The 17,011-nt window shown below is 66.5% G+C and carries 12 protein-coding genes and 1 pseudogene; 5 read left to right on the top strand and 8 right to left on the bottom strand.

Features of this window, described 5'->3' with window-relative positions; genetic code table 11:
- Positions 1 to 7: 7 nt before the first annotated feature.
- A complete protein-coding gene (locus ABFX23_RS10370; RefSeq protein WP_346032985.1) occupies positions 8 to 1,270 on the bottom strand; it encodes an ABC transporter permease in 1,263 nt (420 codons plus the stop codon).
- Positions 1,267 to 2,247 (bottom strand): ABC transporter ATP-binding protein, encoded by a 981-nt coding sequence (locus ABFX23_RS10365; protein ID WP_346032984.1) that lies wholly within the window; start codon positions 2,245 to 2,247, stop codon positions 1,267 to 1,269. Before ABFX23_RS10365 ends, ABFX23_RS10370 begins: the two co-directional genes overlap by 4 nt.
- A gap of 45 nt (positions 2,248 to 2,292) precedes the next feature.
- On the opposite strand from ABFX23_RS10365, the gene queG reads away from it, so the two are divergent.
- A complete protein-coding gene (gene queG / locus ABFX23_RS10360; protein WP_346032983.1) occupies positions 2,293 to 3,342 on the top strand; it encodes a tRNA epoxyqueuosine(34) reductase QueG in 1,050 nt (349 codons plus the stop codon).
- Here queG and ABFX23_RS10355 read toward each other — a convergent pair.
- The 4 genes from ABFX23_RS10355 to ABFX23_RS10340 form a co-directional block, all read right to left on the bottom strand.
- Positions 3,326 to 4,549, bottom strand: a complete 1,224-nt coding sequence (locus ABFX23_RS10355; protein WP_346032982.1) for an NAD(P)/FAD-dependent oxidoreductase — start codon at positions 4,547 to 4,549, stop codon at positions 3,326 to 3,328. The genes queG and ABFX23_RS10355 overlap by 17 nt on opposite strands.
- Positions 4,550 to 4,606: 57 nt before the next feature.
- Positions 4,607 to 9,337: an NAD-glutamate dehydrogenase gene (locus ABFX23_RS10350; protein WP_346032981.1), complete on the bottom strand. Its 4,731-nt coding sequence runs from the start codon at positions 9,335 to 9,337 to the stop codon at positions 4,607 to 4,609.
- Between the two features lie 395 nt (positions 9,338 to 9,732).
- A complete protein-coding gene (locus ABFX23_RS10345; protein WP_346032980.1) occupies positions 9,733 to 10,713 on the bottom strand; it encodes an LLM class flavin-dependent oxidoreductase in 981 nt (326 codons plus the stop codon).
- Positions 10,710 to 11,435, bottom strand: coding sequence for an alpha/beta hydrolase (locus ABFX23_RS10340; protein WP_346032979.1), 726 nt, complete (start codon positions 11,433 to 11,435; stop codon positions 10,710 to 10,712). The genes ABFX23_RS10345 and ABFX23_RS10340 overlap by 4 nt, the downstream gene beginning before the upstream one ends.
- 85 nt (positions 11,436 to 11,520) lie before the next feature.
- Between ABFX23_RS10340 and thrS the strand changes: the two genes are divergently transcribed.
- Genes thrS through ABFX23_RS10320 form a run of 4 tightly spaced genes read left to right on the top strand, consistent with a single transcriptional unit; the run spans position 11,521 to position 15,474 of the window.
- Positions 11,521 to 13,545 (top strand): threonine--tRNA ligase, encoded by a 2,025-nt coding sequence (gene thrS, locus ABFX23_RS10335; protein WP_346032978.1) that lies wholly within the window; start codon positions 11,521 to 11,523, stop codon positions 13,543 to 13,545.
- Positions 13,542 to 13,979 carry an acetyltransferase gene (locus tag ABFX23_RS10330; RefSeq protein ID WP_346032977.1) on the top strand — a complete coding sequence of 146 codons (438 nt, stop codon included), beginning with the start codon at positions 13,542 to 13,544 and terminating at the stop codon, positions 13,977 to 13,979. The genes thrS and ABFX23_RS10330 overlap by 4 nt, the downstream gene beginning before the upstream one ends.
- A gap of 7 nt (positions 13,980 to 13,986) precedes the next feature.
- On the top strand, positions 13,987 to 14,730 hold the full coding sequence (locus ABFX23_RS10325) for a sulfite exporter TauE/SafE family protein (protein WP_346032976.1): 744 nt from the start codon (positions 13,987 to 13,989) through the stop codon (positions 14,728 to 14,730).
- Between the two features lie 3 nt (positions 14,731 to 14,733).
- Positions 14,734 to 15,474, top strand: coding sequence for a TSUP family transporter (locus tag ABFX23_RS10320; RefSeq protein WP_346032975.1), 741 nt, complete (start codon positions 14,734 to 14,736; stop codon positions 15,472 to 15,474).
- Here ABFX23_RS10320 and ABFX23_RS10315 read toward each other — a convergent pair.
- Together ABFX23_RS10315 and ABFX23_RS10310 are read right to left on the bottom strand one after the other, a co-directional pair.
- Positions 15,471 to 16,174 (bottom strand): annotated as a pseudogene (locus ABFX23_RS10315) (sulfite exporter TauE/SafE family protein). The gene ABFX23_RS10320 and the pseudogene ABFX23_RS10315 sit on opposite strands and share 4 nt — an antisense overlap.
- A 94-nt stretch (positions 16,175 to 16,268) precedes the next feature.
- The gene (locus ABFX23_RS10310) at positions 16,269 to 17,006 is read right to left on the bottom strand and encodes a 3'(2'),5'-bisphosphate nucleotidase CysQ (RefSeq protein WP_346032974.1); all 738 of its coding nucleotides are present in this window, start codon (positions 17,004 to 17,006) and stop codon (positions 16,269 to 16,271) included.
- Positions 17,007 to 17,011 lie beyond the last annotated feature (5 nt).

Genomic DNA, 17,011 nt, shown 5'->3' with positions numbered 1-17,011 from the left:
ATGGATTCTATTCCATAGAGGTCGAACGGTTCCTGAACATACCGCCCACCAGCTTCAGGAGCGAGCGCGAACCCCTTGCGCTGCGGGGGCCGCTCTTCATCACCCGCTTGCGGAACAGGCTGGCCCCGGCTTTCACGAACACGGCCACGCACAGCGCCTGCCAGGCGAGCGCCAGCAGGTGCGGCCACAGCGTTTCCTCGGTCGCGGCGCGCGCCACCATCGCGAAGGGCGAGGACAGGGGGAATGCCATGGCCGTGTATTCGATCCATCCCCCGCGATCGGTGACGGCAAGGCTGGCGAAGAAGAACACGATGATCTGGAACATGGTGGCCGGCATGGACAAGGTCTGCACCTCGCGCACGGTGGTCGCCAGCGATCCGACGGCGAGGAAGATCGCGCCCAGCAACAGATAGCCCATGCCGAAATAGGCAGCGAAGAGCAGGAAGAACATCGGCCAGCCGACCCCCGGATTGGCATAGTCCGAAAGCGTGACGCCCCCCGCCGTCAGCACTGCAAAGCCGGTGGTGCCCCACACCGCGATACCCACCACGGAAATGCCCAGCATCGCGAAAAGTTTTCCCAGGAATACCGCGTCCATCGGGATGGCGGCTGCGAGGATCTCGATGATCTTGTTCCCCTTCTCCTCGACGAGGTTGGAAAGGACCATGCTGGCCAGCAGCATGATCAGCAGGAACAGCAGCAGTTGCCCGCCCTGCGCGGTGCGCAGCCGCCCGGTATTTTCCGACGCACCGCTGGTTTCCACTGTCGCCGTCGATACCGCAGGGTAGGACTGCGCGCCGGGCTGGCTGGCGTGGGCGGCGACCAGTGCGACCATGCCATCCCAGCGCGCCAGGCGACCGGCGGTGGCGGTCAGCACCGGGGCTTCGGGCGAACCGGTGACGATGGCCGCGAGGCTGCCTTTCTCGTTTTCGAGGTAGGTGGAAGCATTGAATGTCTCGCCGGGTGCGACCCGTTCCAGCTCCACCATGCTGGGCAGGGCCGGGCCGACGAGATCGTGCACCTCTTCCCGCGCTGCCAGCATGGCATCGACATCGCGCGATTCCATGGCGATGCCGACATCGGCGGAAATCGCTTCGGACTGCACCTGTGCGCCGACCCCGCCCGCCAGCGCCATGACCATCACCGGGAACAGTGGGCCGAGCAGGAAGAAGATGAACGCGCGGCTGAACAGGATTGCGGTGAAATCCCGCCGGGCGATGACGTAGGCGGCCTGCCAGATGGAGAGGCGACCCGGATTGCGCGCGCTCATGCCTTTTCTCCCTCGGCGCCGGAAACCATGTCGCGCGCGGCGGCCTCGCCTGCGATAGCGACGAAGGCATCGTGCAGGCCCGCCCGCTCGATGGAGAGCGAAAGGATACCTGCCTCGCCTTCGATCAGTGCCTTCAGCAGTGGCTCGATCCCGCTTTCGGGTAGCGGGAAGTGGAAGAAATCGCCCACCTGCCGCGTTTCAGGGGGCAGGGCGGCGCGCCATGCCCCGTCGCGCTTGTGCGTTTCCAGTCGCACCTGCGCCGGGATCCGGTCGCGCGCTTCTTCCACGCTGCCCGCATAGGGCACCTTGCCGCCTGCGATGATGGCGATGTTCTCGCACAGACGCTCCGCATGGGCGATCACGTGGGTGGAGAAGATCACCGTCGTGCCCTTGTCGGCAAGGCCGCGGATCAGCCCTTCCAGCTTGCCCTGGTTGATCGCGTCGAGCCCGCTGAACGGCTCGTCGAACACCACCAGTTTCGGCTCGTGCACCAGCGTGCCGAGCAGCTGCACGGTTTGCGCCATGCCCTTGGAAAGCTGGCGGATCTGCTTGTCGATGGCGTGGCCCAAGCCGTGGGCCTCCATCAGCTCCTTGCCACGCTCTCGCCCCACGTCCAGCGGCAGGCCGCGCAGCGCGCCCATGAAACCGATCGCCTCGTAGGCTTTCATCGCCGGATAGAGCCCGCGCTCCTCGGGCAGGTAGCCGATCAGGCGGGCAACGTGCTGCGGGTTCTCGGCCCCCAGCACCCGGCGATAGCCTTCGTCCGGGTCGATGATGCCCAGCAGCATCCGCAAGGACGTGGTCTTGCCCGCACCGTTGGGGCCGAGCACGCCGTAGATCGCCCCTTCGGGCACGGCGATGTCCACGCCGTCCACCGCCAGTGTGCCGTCGAACCGCTTGACGAGGCCGCGCGCCTCTATCGCCAGATCGCGTGCCGTATCCACGCCCGCCTGGAATTCACCTGTCGCCATATCCATGCCCTATCAGCTATCGCGAAGGAATGAACGGGTTGAACGTGCATAATGGTTAATAGCCGCGATACCGCTTCGCTTGAGGATGCGCTGAAAGCAAAGGCGCGCGAGCTTGGCTTCGCGGCCGTGGGCATTGCCCCGGCGGCGGACGACCCGGTGCGGGCCGAGCGGCTGCACGAATGGCTTGCGGCGGGTCATCACGGTGACATGGCCTGGATGATGGACCGCGCCGATGTGCGGCAGGGCCCGCAAAGCATGTGGCCCGCGGCGAAAAGCGTGATCGCGCTGGGCATGAGCTACGCGCCCGAGGTCGATCCGCTGGCCGAGGGGGAGGCAAAGATATCGGTCTATGCCCAGGGCCGCGATTATCACGACGTGGTGAAGAAGGCGCTGAAGGCGCTGGCACGCTGGCTGGTGGAGCAGCGACCGGGCACGGAACTCAAGGTCTTCGTCGACACCGCGCCGGTGATGGAAAAGCCGCTTGGCGAGGCGGCGGGCATCGGCTGGCAGGGCAAGCACACCAACCTCGTCAGCCGCGAACACGGCAGCTGGCTGTTCCTGGGTGCGATCTACACCACGCTGGAGCTTGCCGCCGACGCGCCGCACGACGATCGCTGCGGTTCGTGCCGAGCCTGTCAGGATGCCTGCCCGACCAATGCCTTTCCCGAACCGTATCGGCTGGATGCGCGGCGCTGCATCTCCTACCTGACGATCGAGCACAAGGGGCCGATCCCCAAGGAGTTTCGCGAAGCCATCGGCAACCGCATCTACGGCTGCGACGATTGCCTGGCGGTGTGCCCCTGGAACAAGTTTGCCGACACCGCAGCGCGGCACGCGAAACTCGCCCCGCGCGAGGATCTGGTCGATCCCGATCTGGAGGAATTGCTGGCGCTGGACGATGCAGCCTTCCGCGCGAAATTCTCTGGCAGTCCGATCAAGCGGGTGGGGCGCGACCGCTTCGTGCGCAACTGCCTGATCGCGGCGGGCAACAGCGGCGATGCCGCGCTGGTTCCGAGGGTACGTGCCTTGCTTGGCGATGATGACCCAGTCGTGGCCGAGGCTGCGGAGTGGGCGCTGGCGAGACTTACAACATCTCCTTGAGCGGCACATCGGTATCCATCAGCAGTTCCGGCGCGACCTGCGCGCGGGCCTTCACCAGCTTGCCGCCCTGGGCATAGTCCTTCGTACGGTTCACCGCGTCCACCGCGATCACCACGCCGTCGCGCAGGTAGATCACCGAGAAGCTGCGCTCTTCCGGATTCCCGCGCAGCACGGTGGTATCGTAATCCACGCTGAGGCCGGCGGTCTGCAATTTCAGGTCGTACTGGTTCGACCAGAACCACGGCATGGCATCGTAGGGTTGCGGATCGCCGCAGATTGCTTTTGCCACGGTCGTGGCCATGTCGTTGGCGTTCTGCACGCTTTCCAGCCGCACCACCGCGCCATTGGCATATGGGTTGGCATGGGCGGCGCAGTCGCCGATCGCGTAGACCTTTTCCAGGCTCGTGTGACAGGTGTCGGAAACATCGACGCCGTTGGCACCGGCGGCCCCGGCGGCAATCAGCGGGCCGACCGAGGGGACGATGCCGATCCCGGCCACCACCGCGTCGCAAGCGATGGTCTCGCCATCGGCCAGCGTCACGCCCGTCACTCTCTCCTCGCCCTCCAGCCGCTCGACCTGGCAGCCCAGTCGCACGTCCACGCCCTGGCGGCGGTGCTCTTCTGCGAAGAACCGTGACATGTCCTCGCCCGCGACGCGCGACAGCAGCCTGTCCTCCGCCTCGACCAGCGTGACTTCGCACTCAAGCTTGCGCAGCACGGCGGCAGCTTCCAGGCCGATGTAGCCGCCACCGATCACGACGAACTTCCTCGCGCCTGCATCGAGGTCTGCCTTCAGGTTCTGCACGTCGCGCCGGTCGCGCACGGCATGAACGCCATCGAGGTGCGATCCGGGGCACGACAGCCGCCGGGCGTCGCCGCCGGCGGACCAGATCAGCCTGCCGTAGCCCACGCGTTCCCCGGACCCGAGAACCACTTCCTTCAATTCGGGTTCGATCTTCGAGACCGTTTCGCCCAGCGTCAGGCCGATATCCTTGTCGGCCCAGAATTGCGCCGGACGGATGAGGATCCGCTCGAACGGCTTCTCGCCAGCGAGGTATTCCTTGGACAGCGGCGGGCGCTCGTAAGGCGGGTTGGCGTCGCGCCCGATCATCTGGATCGAGCCTTCGAAACCGTTCTGGCGCAGGGCTATTGCGGCCTGTGCGCCGCCATGTCCGGTGCCCACGATGACAACATCATATCGGGTCATGGACATGGCGGTCGCCAATATCGGGCCGTGCGTCAAGCCTCATGAGCTCGGCGCGCCTTACCCCAGCAACAGGTTGCGGGCCTGGCTGGCCACCTGCGCCAACATGGCGGGAGCGACGGGCGTGGCCGCCTGTGCGCGCTTCACCATGCGGCGGAACTGGTCGACAGGCTTCTCGTTCGCGTTCGCCCATTCCTCGATCAGGGCCATGGGGTCGCCTGCCGACTTGCCGCGCTTGCGGGCAAGGCCACGCAGGAATTCGAAGCGCATCGCCTGGAAATCGCGGGCGAGCCCTGCCACCAGCAGCCGCTCCCACGGGTCGGAGGGCGACATGACTGCGGCGCGCGACTGCGCCCAGTCGATGCCCAGCAGGTGGCCCAGCTTCACGAAAGCGTGGGCAAGGTCCATCGGCGCGATTTCGGTTTCGCTGCCGAGGCAGGCGAGGCCGATCACGCCATCGAGTGCGAAGAGCTGTGCCACCTTCTGCGCCAGCTTTGCAGGCGCGCCCTTTTCGCACATGCGGTCGGCAATGTCTTCCACGTGCGCGCGTGCTTCGTCGCCCAGCAGGCTGTCGACCTTGTCCGACAGCTCGGCCACGGTATCGCCGATTTCCTCGCGCAATTGCGATGGCGACTTGGTGCCGCCGCCCGAACGCAGCAGGTCCGCGATATGGCCGCGCAGCGCCAGTGCGGCCTGGTCGAACAGCATCAGGCGCGCGTTTTCCGGCATCTTGGTGCTTTCGATCGCGTCCCAGATATCCTCCATGCCGAGCAGGTGACTGGCGGCGACGAAGCCGCTGCCGATCACGTCCAGCCCGGAACCCTCTTCCTCTGCCAGTTCGAAGGGATGGAGCATGCCCATGCGGTTGACGATCCTGTTCGCCACCACCGTGCCGACGATCTCGTTGCGCAGGCGGTGGTCCAGCAACTGCTTGCGGAACCCCTCCTGCAACTGCGGCGGGAAATCGCCCAGCACCAGCGGATCTGCCGCGTCGTCGCCCGCCAGCGGGCTCGACTCGACGGCGTCCTGCAGAACCAGCTTGGAATGCGAGAGCAGGACGGCAAGCTCGGGCCGCACGAGGCCGCGGCCATCGCTGGCGCGGCGCTTCAGGGTCTCGGCATCACCGAGTCCTTCGTTGGTGCGGTCCATCCCGCCCAGCTCTTCCAGAGTCTCGATCAGGCGGGCCTGCGCACCCACGGTGCGGCTGCCGCCCTGTTCGGCGATGGAGAGGGCGAGGGCCTGGAGGCGGTTGTCCTCCAGCACCAGCTCGGCCACTTCCTCGGTCATATCCTTCAGCAGCGCATTGCGGCGTTCCTCGGACAGGCGACCGGCCTCGCGCGCAGCGGCCAGCGCGATTTTGATGTTCACCTCGTTGTCCGAGCAGTCGACGCCTGCCGAGTTGTCGATGAAATCGGTATTGATGCGCCCGCCGTTCAGGGCGAACTCGATGCGCCCCTCCTGCGTCACGCCGAGGTTCGCGCCTTCGCCGATCACCTTCACGCGCAGGTCCTCGCCGTTCACGCGCAGCCCGTCGTTGGCGGGGTCGCCCACTTCGGCGTGGCTCTCGTCGCTCGATTTCACATAGGTGCCTATGCCGCCGAACCAGAGCAGGTCGTTTGGGCTTTTGAGGATCGCGGCAATCAGGCTGTCGGGATCGATCCCGCCTTCCTTGATATCGCCTTCGGCAATGCCGAGGGCATCCATCGCGGTCTTGGTGAGTTCGATGCGCTTCATTGTGCGCGGGTAGATGCCGCCCCCGCGCGAGATCAGCTTCTCGTCGTATTCGGCCCAGTTGGACCGATCCATCTCGAACAACCGCTTGCGTTCTTTCCAGCTGGCGGCGGGATCGGGATCGGGGTCGATGAAGATGTGGCGGTGGTCGAAGGCGGCAATCAGCTTGATCGACTTCGACAGCAGCATGCCGTTGCCGAACACGTCGCCCGACATGTCGCCGCAGCCGACCACGCGCACCGGATCGGTCTGCACGTCCACGCCCATTTCGAGGAAATGGCGCTGCACGGAAATCCACGCGCCGCGCGCGGTGATGCCCATGGCCTTGTGGTCATAGCCGTTGGAACCGCCGCTGGCGAAAGCGTCGCCCAGCCAGAAATCCCTTTCCAGCGCGATGGCGTTGGCGGTGTCGGAGAAGGTCGCCGTGCCCTTGTCTGCGGCGACGACGAAATAGGGGTCTTCCCCGTCGTGGATCACCACGCTTTGCGGGTGAACCACCTTGTCGCCTTCGTAGTTGTCGGTGATCGACAGCAGCGAGCGGATATAGAGCTTGTAGCTTTCCTTGCCCTCGGTGAACCAGGCGTCGCGGTCGATCGCCGGGTTGGGCAGGCGCTTGGGGTAGAAACCGCCTTTCGCGCCGGTCGGCACGATCACGGCGTTCTTCACCTTCTGCGCCTTCATCAGGCCCAGCACTTCGGTGCGGAAGTCGTCGCGCCGGTCCGACCAGCGAATACCGCCGCGTGCCACGGGTCCGGCGCGCAGGTGCACGCCTTCGACGCGGCGCGAATAGACGAAGATCTCGCGCCACGGAACGGGCTTGGGCAGGCCGGGCACCTGCGCGGAATCGAACTTGAAGGCGAGGGCTTCTGCCGCCGACGGGGCAAAGGCATTGGTGCGCAGGATGGCGCGCAGCGTGCTCCAGTAAAGGCGCAGGATGCGATCGTCGTTGATCGCGGTGACTTCGGCGAGGCCGGAGCGGATTTCGTCGTCGATGGCTTCTGCGGCCTTGGCGCGGTCGCCTTTTGCGGACGGATCGTGCAGCGTCACGAACAGGTCGATCAGCCCGCGCGTCACCTTGGGTGCAGCCGCCAGGGCATCGACCACCGTGTAGATGGTGAAGGCGATGTTGGCCTGGCGCAGGTAGCGGTAGAAGGCGCGCAGCCAGTCGGTTTCGCGCGCCACGAGGCCGGAGACGACGACGAGGCGATTGAACACGTCATCCTCGGCGCGTTCGTTGAGGACGGCGGAAATGGCCTCCTCGATATCGGCGGAGCGAACGAGGACGTCGTCGTGCTCCACACCGGCCGGCAGGCCGAGCGTGAAATCGTGGATGGTGCCTGCGTCCTCTCCCTGCAGGCGGGCGGGAATCTCCGAAAGCACGCGGAAGCCGAAGTTCTCCAGCGCGGGCACGGCATCGGACAGCGGCAGCGAGCCGTGGTGCTGGTAGACCTTCAGCCGCAGCCGGTCATCGTCGTCAGCTTCGGAATGGTAAAGGCGCACGTCGCGCGCCTCTCCGCCATCCTCTGCATGGGCGGCCAGCAGGCGCAGGCGGCCGATATCGGCGGCGGCATCGGTGGCGCTGTAGGTGGTGCGATAGAAGGTCGGGAAGCTCTCGGCATAGCGCAGCGCGAGGGCGGCGGCGCGGCTGGCGTCCTCGGTTTCCAGCAGCGCGTCTTCCACCGCGTCCTGCCACCCGCGCAGCATGGCGTTCAGCGCTGCGTCGACCGCGTCGGCATCCACGCTGGTGCCCTTGCCGCGGAAATCCATCACATAGCGCAGCAGGGCGAGGTTGCCGCCTTCCACCATCAGGCTCCAGTCGAGCGTGATCGCCCCGGTCTGGGTTTCCAGCATGTCCTGGATCTGCAGGCGCACGGCGGTGGAAATCATGTCGCGCGGCAGCCAGACGAAGCCGAAGACGTGGCGGCCCAGCGGCGCGGTGACGAGCGTGGCGCGCGGGCGCGGACGATCGGCGAGGCCCATCATGGCCGTGGCGACACGGGTGATGTCGTCGTCGGAGAAGCTGATGATAATGTCGTGCGGCAAGGCAGTCAGCGCGTGGACCAGCGACTTGTAGTCGTGGCTACCCGGCTCGAAATCCAGCCGGTCCATGATCGTCTTCAGCTGCTGGCGCAGCACCGGCACGTTATCGGGCGAAGTGACCAGCGCGGCGCTCGTCCAGATGCCGGCGTGGACGCTCAGCGCCTCGACCCGGCCACCTTCCATGCGCGGCACGATGAACAGGTCCAGCGGGACGCGGCGGTGCACCTTGGACAGGCGGTTGGCCTTCACGATCAGCGGGGCGCGGCCCTGGTGGCCCTTGTTGCCGTCGAACCAGGCGAAGGCCTTGTCGTAGGCATCGTCGGCCATCAGGTCCGGCGTGGAGCGGCGACAGATGCCGAATTCGTCGGACTGGCTGCCGTCGCGCTTGCGGGTGACGTGGCCAAGCTGCGTCATCATCCCGTCGCCCAGCCAGCGCAGCAGCGCCGCGCCCTCGGCATCGGGCAGGCGGTCGGCATCCTCGCCGATGGCCTCGCGCAGCTTGGGCCAGTCGGCTACCGCAGCGCGCACATCGAGGATGGCGGTGCGAAGCTCCGCTTCCAGCTCGCGCCGGTCTTTCGCGTCGATCCGGCCTGTCTCGATGTAGACCCAGCTTTCCTTTTTCTCGCCGGTGCCGTCGCCCTCGGGCACTTCGACCAGCGCCTCGTCACGCCGGCGCACGGGCAGGATTGGGTGAACCAGCAAGTCTATCGCAAGGCCGCGCGCAGACATGGTGGCGGCGATGGAATCGACCAGGAACGGCATGTCCTTGTTGATGATGGCGATGCGCATGAAGCGGCGTTCGCCCGATTCGGTGCGCAGCAGGATGGAGGGCTTGCCGTCCTCGCGGGTGCGGGCGGCCTCGACGACGAAGGCAGCGGCCTCGTCCATCTGTTCGCCTTCCAGCGCGCTTTCGCCCGGCAGCAGCGAATCGCTGATCCGGTCCTTCAGCACGGCGGCAAAGCCCCGTTCTTCCTTGGTGAGTTCCTTGAAAGCCGCGGACTTGCTGCTCGATTTCGCCATGCCTGCCTGTCTCCTCTAGAGCCCGGCCCCACGGGCTGGCGCCGCGACTCCCTCTTCCAGCGATGACCCTTACCGGAAGTTCCCAAGCGCCTCTATCGCTGTCGTTCGGCGGACGCGAGTGAAAAGTTACGAGTGAAACCTTGTTAATTAGTCCCTCAAGCGCCGGGCGGGGCGCGCCCTCGCCCCTTGGCTTTCCTCGCATTGGCTCGGGCGCGCGTTCGCGCTTGCGGTCGCTGCGCGCCCGTGTCCCGCGCGAGACCTCGAGTTTGGCAAAAGTTCCGGTTCGCGACTAGCGGACCGCCACGCCGAACGGCCGCCCGCAGCGGGCGCGTAGCGTAGCGAAGCGCGTCTAGCGAGGATGTGAGCGCGGAGGCGCTCACAAAAACAAACAATCCCTACCCCAGCGCACTCATCGTCAGCTTCAGAGATTCCTGCCTTGCCGCCGGGTCATGCGTCGCGCCTGCAACGACGATCTCGTCCGCCTTCGTGCGCTCTATGAAGCGGCCGATCTTCTCGCGCACGGTGGCGGGTGAGCCGACGGCGCGGGCGACGTCCATCCCTTCCAGCATGGCGCGGGCCTGCATCGGAAGGGTGTCGCGGTAGCCGGGGATCGGCGGGGGCAGCTTGCCGGGTTCGCCCGTGCGCAGGCGGACGAAGGCCTGGTCCTGGCTGCTGGACAGCAGCTCCGCTTCCTCGTCCGTCTCGGCGCACATCACGCCCATCGCGGCCATCACGTGCGGCTTCTCAAGTGCTTCGGACGGGCGGAAATCCTGCCGGTAGATGCGCAGCGCCTCGTCGAGGTGGGTGGGCGCGAAGTGGCTGGCAAAGGCGTAGGGGAGGCCGAGGCGCGCGGCCAGTTGCGCGCCGAACAGGCTGGAGCCGAGCATCCACATCTCCACTTTCGCCCCGCGTCCCGGCGTGGCGGTGATCGGCAGATCGACGTCGCCGGTGAACAGCGCGCGCAGTTCCACCACGTCCTGCGGGAAATATTCCGATGCACGGTGCAGGTCCTTCCGCAGCGCCTGCCCGATGATCGGCGCGGAGCCGGGCGCGCGGCCAAGCCCAAGGTCCACGCGGCCGGGGAAAAGCGCATCCAGCGCGCCGAACTGCTCGGCGATCACGAAAGGGTTGTGGTTGGGCAGCATGATGCCGCCCGCGCCGATGCGGATCGTGCTTGTGACATGGCCGATGTGGCTGATGACGACGGCGGTGGGACCACCCGCGATACCCTCGCTGGCGTGGTGCTCCGCCACCCAGAACCGCTTGTAGCCCGCTTCCTCAGCCACCTTCGCCAGTTTGCCGGCCTCGGCAATGGCCTCGGACACGTTGCTGCCCACGCGAACGGGCACGAGATCGAGAACGGAAAAATCGGTCATAGTATCTCCACGGTGCGCAGCAGCAGCGCGATATCGCCGTCGCGGGAAAGGCGGTGGTCGCCGCCTTTCACCAGCGTCACCTGCACGTCCGCGCTCGCCAGCGCACGGGCGAGGCGCAGCGATGTTTCGGGCGGAACGTCGGTATCCTCCTGCCCGTGCAGCAGGCGCACCGGCGCGGTGATCGGCACCTCGCGGTGGAGCAGGCGGTTGTCCTCCGCGTCCTGCCAGAAATTCGCATGGGTCGGCGTGGGGTCGTAACCGTAGTTGTTCTTTTCGTAGATCGTCGCGCCGCTTCGCAACTGGCTCTTCTGCACCTCGTCGAAACCCCAGTCCGAGAAATCGGGCGCGGCCGCAATGCCCACGAGGGCGTGTAGCCTCTCGCCCAGCGCCGCGCCGACGAGCAGCATCAGCCACCCACCCATCGAGGAACCGATCACGATCACCTTGTCCGATGCAATCTTCGCCTGCACCAGCGCCAGCACTTCGTCTCGCCAGCGGCTGAGCGCGCCATCGGCAAAGTTGCCGCTGCTTTCCCCGCAGCCGGAATAGTCCAGCAGCAGGCACTCGCGCCCGTTCGCGGCGCACCATTCGAACAGCGCGGTCGCCTTGCCGCCCGCCATGTCGGACATGTAGCCGGGCAGGAAGACCACGGCGGGTCCGCTGCCCGGATTGTGGCGGTAGGCGATGCTCTGGCCGCCCACGTCGTGAAATTGCGTTGTCATGACACAACTATGGGCGCGAAAATGCGGCCTGCAAGGATGATTGCAGGCTTGGCGCAATCGCCTTGGCGCACTAGGTGGCTTATCCATGACCGAACTAGTCCAGATCAGCCTTCCCGATGGTTCCACGCGACAGGTGGAGCCGGGCAGCACTCCCGGCGACGTCGCCGCCGCCATCGGCCCCGGCCTTGCCAAGGCTGCACTTGCCGCGCGCGTGAACGGCGAGGTGCGCGACCTCAACCGGCCTTTCGATTGCGACAGCGAGCTGGAACTCATCACCGCGCGTGACGAGGAAGATGCGCTGGAACTGGCCCGGCACGACTATGCCCACGTGCTGGCCGAGGCGGTGCAATCGCTGTGGCCCGGCACGCAGATCACCTTCGGCCCCGCCACCGACGATGGCTTCTACTACGACGTGAAGGCCCCCGACAGCCGCGAGCCGTTCTCGATGGACGACCTGCCGCAGATCGAGGAGCGGATGCGCGAGATCATCAAGGCGGACAAGCCGCTGGTGCGCGAGGTGTGGAGCCGCGAACAGCTGATCCAAAAGTGGGAAAAGGAAGGCGAGACCTTCAAGGCCGAATGGGCGAAGGAACTGCCCGAGGACGAGGAACTGACCGTCTACTGGTCGGGCGAACCGGGCAGCGACGGCGCCTGGCTGGACATGTGCCGCGGCCCGCACCTCGCCAGCACCGGCAAGCTCGATCCGCAGGCATTCAAGCTGATGCGCGTGGCCGGTGCCTACTGGCGCGGCGACCAGAAGAACGCGCAGCTCACCCGTATCTACGGCACCGGCTGGCTGAACAAGAAGCAGCTCAATGCCCACCTCACCCGGCTGGAGGAAGCCGCCAAGCGCGACCACCGCAAGCTGGGCCGCGAGATGGACCTGTTCCACCTGCAGGAAGAGGCGCACGGCAGCGTGTTCTGGCATCCCAACGGCTATCGCATCTGGCGCGAGCTGGAGAGCTACATGCGCCGCAAGATGGACGGCGCGGGCTACCGCGAGATCAAGACGCCGCAGGTGATGGACGTGCGCCAGTGGGAGCAGTCCGGCCACTGGGGCAAGTACGCGCAGAACATGTTCGCCGTGCCAGACATCGTGCCCGAGGTAGACGAGGACAGCGGCATCGCTTCGCCCACCGTCGCCAAGGATGCGGACTGGATGGCGATCAAGCCGATGAACTGCCCGGCGCACGTGCTGGTGTTCAAGCAGGGCATCACCTCCTATCGCGACCTGCCGATCCGGCTTGGCGAGATGGGCTGCTGCCACCGCAACGAACCGCACGGCGCGCTGCACGGCCTGATGCGCGTGCGCCAGTTCACGCAGGACGACGCGCACATCTTCTGCACCGAGAAACAGGTGGTGGACGAGGTGCGCGCCTTCATCGAGCTGGCGGACGCGGTCTACAAGGATTTCGGCTTCACCTATTCGATCAAGCTGGCCCTGCGCCCCGAGCAGCGCTTCGGCAGCGATGCGGACTGGGACAAGGCCGAGCAGGAACTGCGCGATGCCGTGCAAGAAGCCGGCATGATGAACGAGGAATACGGCTGGGAAGAACTGCCCGGCGAAGGCGCGTTCTATGCGCCCAAGCTGGAATGGCACCTCACCGATGCCATCGGCCGCACATGGCAGGTCGGCACGATCCAGGGCGACCGAGTGCTGCCCGAACGCCTCGATGCGACTTTCATCGGCGAAGATGGCGAGAAGCACCGCCCGGTCATGCTGCACCGCGCGATCTTCGGTTCCTACGAACGCTTCATCGGCATCCTGATCGAACACTTCGCCGGACGCCTGCCGACATGGCTCGCCCCGGTGCAGGCGGTGGTCGCTACCATCGTCTCCGATGCGGACGACTATGCGAACGAGGCGGTCGCCAGGCTGAAGGCGGCGGGCATTCGCGTGGACAGCGATCTTCGCAACGAGAAGATCAACTACAAGGTGCGCGAACACTCGCTGGCGAAGGTTCCGCACATGCTGGTGGTCGGCAAGCGAGAGGCCGAGGAAGGCACCGTCGCCATGCGCACGCTGGGCGAGAAGGAGCAGAAGTTCATCTCGCTGGATGAGGCGATCGCGCTGATCAAGGGCGAGGCGACGCCGCCGGACCTGCGATGATCGTCCGCGAAGGGACTTCGCAGGACGCCACCCGTGCGCTGGTAATCTGGCGTCTGGCGGTTGATGCGACACATGGCTTCCTGTCCCCCGCGGACCGCCGGTCGATCGACGCGAAGGTCAGCGGGTTTCTTCCCGCAGCACCACTGTGGATCGCGGAATGCGAGGGCGAAGGTGCCGGCTTCATGGTGCTGGACGGCGACAAGATAGAAGCCCTGTTCGTCGATCCCGCCAGGCACGGACGCGGTGTCGGCACGGCGCTGGTCGACCACGCGCGCTCGATCGCTCCGTGCGTGAAGGTCGACGCCAACGAACAGGCGGACAATGCCGTGCCGTTCTATGTCGCTCGGGGATTCGAGCGCATTGGCCGGTCCGACAATGACGAGCAGGGAAGGCCCTACCCCATCGTGCATTTCCGTTATCCCGGGATAGACTAGGACGGCCATGGATCTGCTCGCCGGGTTCAGTGCGATCCAGATCGTGGTGGCGGCTGCCAGCACTCTGGGCGCCGCTTTCATTCGCGGGCTGACGGGCTTTGGCTTCGGCATCCTGCTGGTGCCGATCCTGGCGCTGGCGATCACTCCGGTCGAGGCGGTGCTGGCATTGAACATCATGGCCGGGCTGCTGGCGCTGAGCGAGATCCGCTACGTGTTGCGCGAGGCCGAACGCTCGGCGCTGAACATCAGCGTCTTGCTGGTGATCACCACCTTGCCCGGCCTGTTGCTGCTCGATGCGCTTTCCACGGGCCTCGCCCGCCTGCTGATCGCGCTGGTGGCGCTGTCCGCCTTTGTCGCGATCCTGCTGCCGCGCCGCGCGGCGCATGTCCCCGGACCGATGACGACGGGCCTGACCGGCCTTTCCGCCGGAATCCTCACCGGGTTTGCCGCCATGCCGGGACCGCCCGTGGTGCCCTATTATGTCGGGCGCGACATCCCGCGCACCACCGCGAAGGCCAGCATGATCGGCATTTTCGGTGTCGCGGCGATGGCGGGTGTTACGTCGGGCGCGGTTTCAGGCTTGCTGGAATGGCGCATCGTTGTGCTTGGCCTCGCGCTGTTCCCTCTCGTGCTGCTGGGCAACTGGCTCGGCTCGCTCGCGTTCGGCAAGGTGAGCGACAGGGCATGGCGCATCTTCGTGGGTCTGGTGCTGGGCGCGGCCGCGCTCGCCGCGCTGGTGAAGCTGGTCTAGCCGATGTTCGGCTTTCCCATCGAAGCGGTGATCGTCGCCGTGTTCGCGGCCGTGGCGGCTGGGTTCGTGCGCGGTCTCGCAGGCTTCGGCCTTTCTGTGGTGCTGGTGCCAGTGCTGCAACTGGCGATCGCGCCCAGCGCCGCGGTGCTGGTGGGCATCGTATCGCTGTTCCTGATCGGATTGACCGACGTGAAGCGCATCCATCGCGATGCCGACCGCTCCTCCGCCGTTCCGATCACCTTGCTGGCGCTTGCCTGCATGCCGCTGGGCATGTGGGCGCTGGTCGCCCTGCCACCGGCGTGGGCGCGCATGCTGATCGCGCTCGTCTCGCTCGGCGCATTCGTGCTGGTGGTGGTGCCGCTGGGCAAGGTGGCCATGCCGCGCCGCCCGGCGATGGCGCTGTCGGGTTTCTTCACCGGCTTCTTCGGCGGGTTCGCCGGGATGCCCGGGCCGGGGATGGCGCCGTTCTACCTGCGCGGACGGCTGGAGCCGAAAGTCGCTCGCGCCTCCATGATGGCGATCTTCTTGGTGCTGACGCCGCTATCGGCGGTGCTGTTCATCTGGCTGGACGTGGGCGGCTGGCCCGAAGTGGAACTGGCAGCACTGCTGTTTCCCGCCGTGCTGCTGGGCGACTGGTTCGGGCACCGCGCCTTCGGCCGCGTGAGCCAGCGGCAATGGCAGGTCGCCACCGCGCTGGTGCTGGGCGGCGCAGCGGCCGGCGCGCTGTGGAAGCTGGCGGGCTAGGCCGCGATCATCTTGATCGCCGAGACCGCCAGCATCGCCGCCAGCGCGTAACGCACGAGGTTCTCGTCCACCCGGCCGCTAGCGAGCGAGCCGAGGATGATGCCGGGGATCGAACCGATCAGGAGGCTGGCGAGCAACCATCCGTTGACGTTGCCGAGGAAGCTGTGGCCGGTCGCCGCCACCAGCGTGAGCGGGACTGCATGCATGATATCGGTGCCACGATGGTCTTGGTGGAAAGCCGGAGCGGATAGATCATGGCCAGCACCACGGCCACCAGCGCGCCCGCGCCCACCGAGGTGAGCGTGACGAGCGCGCCGATCGCCGCGCCGCTCCCCACGGTAAGCACCAGTTGTTGCGAGCGGATCGTCGGCCCGAGGCTGTCTTTCAGCTTGCGCATGGCCGGCTGGATCTTCGGCTTGCAGATCATCAGGGCGGACGTCAGCAGCAGCGCACCGCCCAGCAATCGCATCAGGAACGTGCTGTCGAGCCGTCCGCCCTGTATCAGCCACAGCCACATCAGCGTGAGCATGGCGATGGGAATGCTTCCCAGGGCCAGCCGTTTTACCAGTTGCCAGTCCACCGTGCCGAGGCGGTGGTGGACGGCACCGCCGGCGGTCTTGGTGATAGCGGCAAACCACAGGTCGGTGCCGATGACGACCGCCGGGTTGATGCCGAACAACAGGATCAGGATCGGCGCCATCAGCGAACCGCCGCCCACGCCGGTTAGGCCGACAAGGAAGCTGACGAAAGCCCCCGCGACCGAATAGCCTAGGTCTATGCCCCCCAGCATTCGGTCAGGCTGTTGCCAGTGCCCTGACCTCGGCCAGCACGCGTTCCGCCCATTCAGGACGGCAGATCAGCAGGTCGGGCATGTAGGTATCACGCTGGTTGTAGACGAGCGGGGAGCCGTCGATGCGCGAACAGTGAAGGCCGTGCGCCCTGGCGACAGCGGCGGGCGCGCAGCTATCCCACTCGTACTGTCCGCCCGAGTGCAGGTAGATCTCGGCCTCTCCGCGTACGACCGCCATGGCCTTTGCCCCGGCGCTGCCCATGGCGACCAGTTCACCGCCGATGCGCTCGGCCACGGCCACCGCTTCGGCCGCCGGGCGTGTGCGGCTGACGACGAGACGCGGCGTCTCGGCGGCGTCTGGTACGGCGGCGGTCTTGTCGGTGCGCAGCACTTCGCCAAGGCCGGGCAGCGCGACCGCGCCGATCTCCGGCTTACCGCCGATAGCCAGCGCGACGTGCACGGCCCAGTCGGCCCGCGCCTCCCCGTATTCGCGGGTGCCATCGACGGGGTCGATGATCCAGACGCGTTCCTTGTCCAGCCGCTCTGCCGTATCCTTGCTTTCCTCGGACAGCAGGCCGTCGTCGGGCCGTTGCTGGCGCAGGGCGTGGACGAGGAACTGGTTCGCGGTTTCGTCGCCCGCCTTGCCCAGCGGCTTGCCCTCGATCAGGCCGGACTGGCGGACCTGCAGCAGGATCTGCCCCGCGTGATGGGCCAGCTGGGCGGCGAGTTCTGCGTCGGTCATGCTGG

Origin of the sequence: Erythrobacter westpacificensis (assembly GCF_039542285.1) — a bacterium.
GTDB classification, from domain to species: domain Bacteria; phylum Pseudomonadota; class Alphaproteobacteria; order Sphingomonadales; family Sphingomonadaceae; genus Alteraurantiacibacter; species Alteraurantiacibacter westpacificensis.
Note: the sequence above shows the minus strand (reverse complement) of the source record. Positions and strands in the feature narration are given on the sequence as shown.

What these genes read in the sequence shown, in the direction of transcription:
- ABFX23_RS10370 (WP_346032985.1), bottom strand. Translation starts at nt 1,270, where the DNA reads ATGAGCGCGCGCAATCCGGGTCGCCTCTCCATCTGGCAGGCCGCCTAC.
- ABFX23_RS10365 (WP_346032984.1), bottom strand. Translation starts at nt 2,247, where the DNA reads ATGGATATGGCGACAGGTGAATTCCAGGCGGGCGTGGATACGGCACGC.
- queG (WP_346032983.1), top strand. Translation starts at nt 2,293, where the DNA reads ATGGTTAATAGCCGCGATACCGCTTCGCTTGAGGATGCGCTGAAAGCA.
- ABFX23_RS10355 (WP_346032982.1), bottom strand. Translation starts at nt 4,549, where the DNA reads ATGACCCGATATGATGTTGTCATCGTGGGCACCGGACATGGCGGCGCA.
- ABFX23_RS10350 (WP_346032981.1), bottom strand. Translation starts at nt 9,337, where the DNA reads ATGGCGAAATCGAGCAGCAAGTCCGCGGCTTTCAAGGAACTCACCAAG.
- ABFX23_RS10345 (WP_346032980.1), bottom strand. Translation starts at nt 10,713, where the DNA reads ATGACCGATTTTTCCGTTCTCGATCTCGTGCCCGTTCGCGTGGGCAGC.
- ABFX23_RS10340 (WP_346032979.1), bottom strand. Translation starts at nt 11,435, where the DNA reads ATGACAACGCAATTTCACGACGTGGGCGGCCAGAGCATCGCCTACCGC.
- thrS (WP_346032978.1), top strand. Translation starts at nt 11,521, where the DNA reads ATGACCGAACTAGTCCAGATCAGCCTTCCCGATGGTTCCACGCGACAG.
- ABFX23_RS10330 (WP_346032977.1), top strand. Translation starts at nt 13,542, where the DNA reads ATGATCGTCCGCGAAGGGACTTCGCAGGACGCCACCCGTGCGCTGGTA.
- ABFX23_RS10325 (WP_346032976.1), top strand. Translation starts at nt 13,987, where the DNA reads ATGGATCTGCTCGCCGGGTTCAGTGCGATCCAGATCGTGGTGGCGGCT.
- ABFX23_RS10320 (WP_346032975.1), top strand. Translation starts at nt 14,734, where the DNA reads ATGTTCGGCTTTCCCATCGAAGCGGTGATCGTCGCCGTGTTCGCGGCC.
- ABFX23_RS10310 (WP_346032974.1), bottom strand. Translation starts at nt 17,006, where the DNA reads ATGACCGACGCAGAACTCGCCGCCCAGCTGGCCCATCACGCGGGGCAG.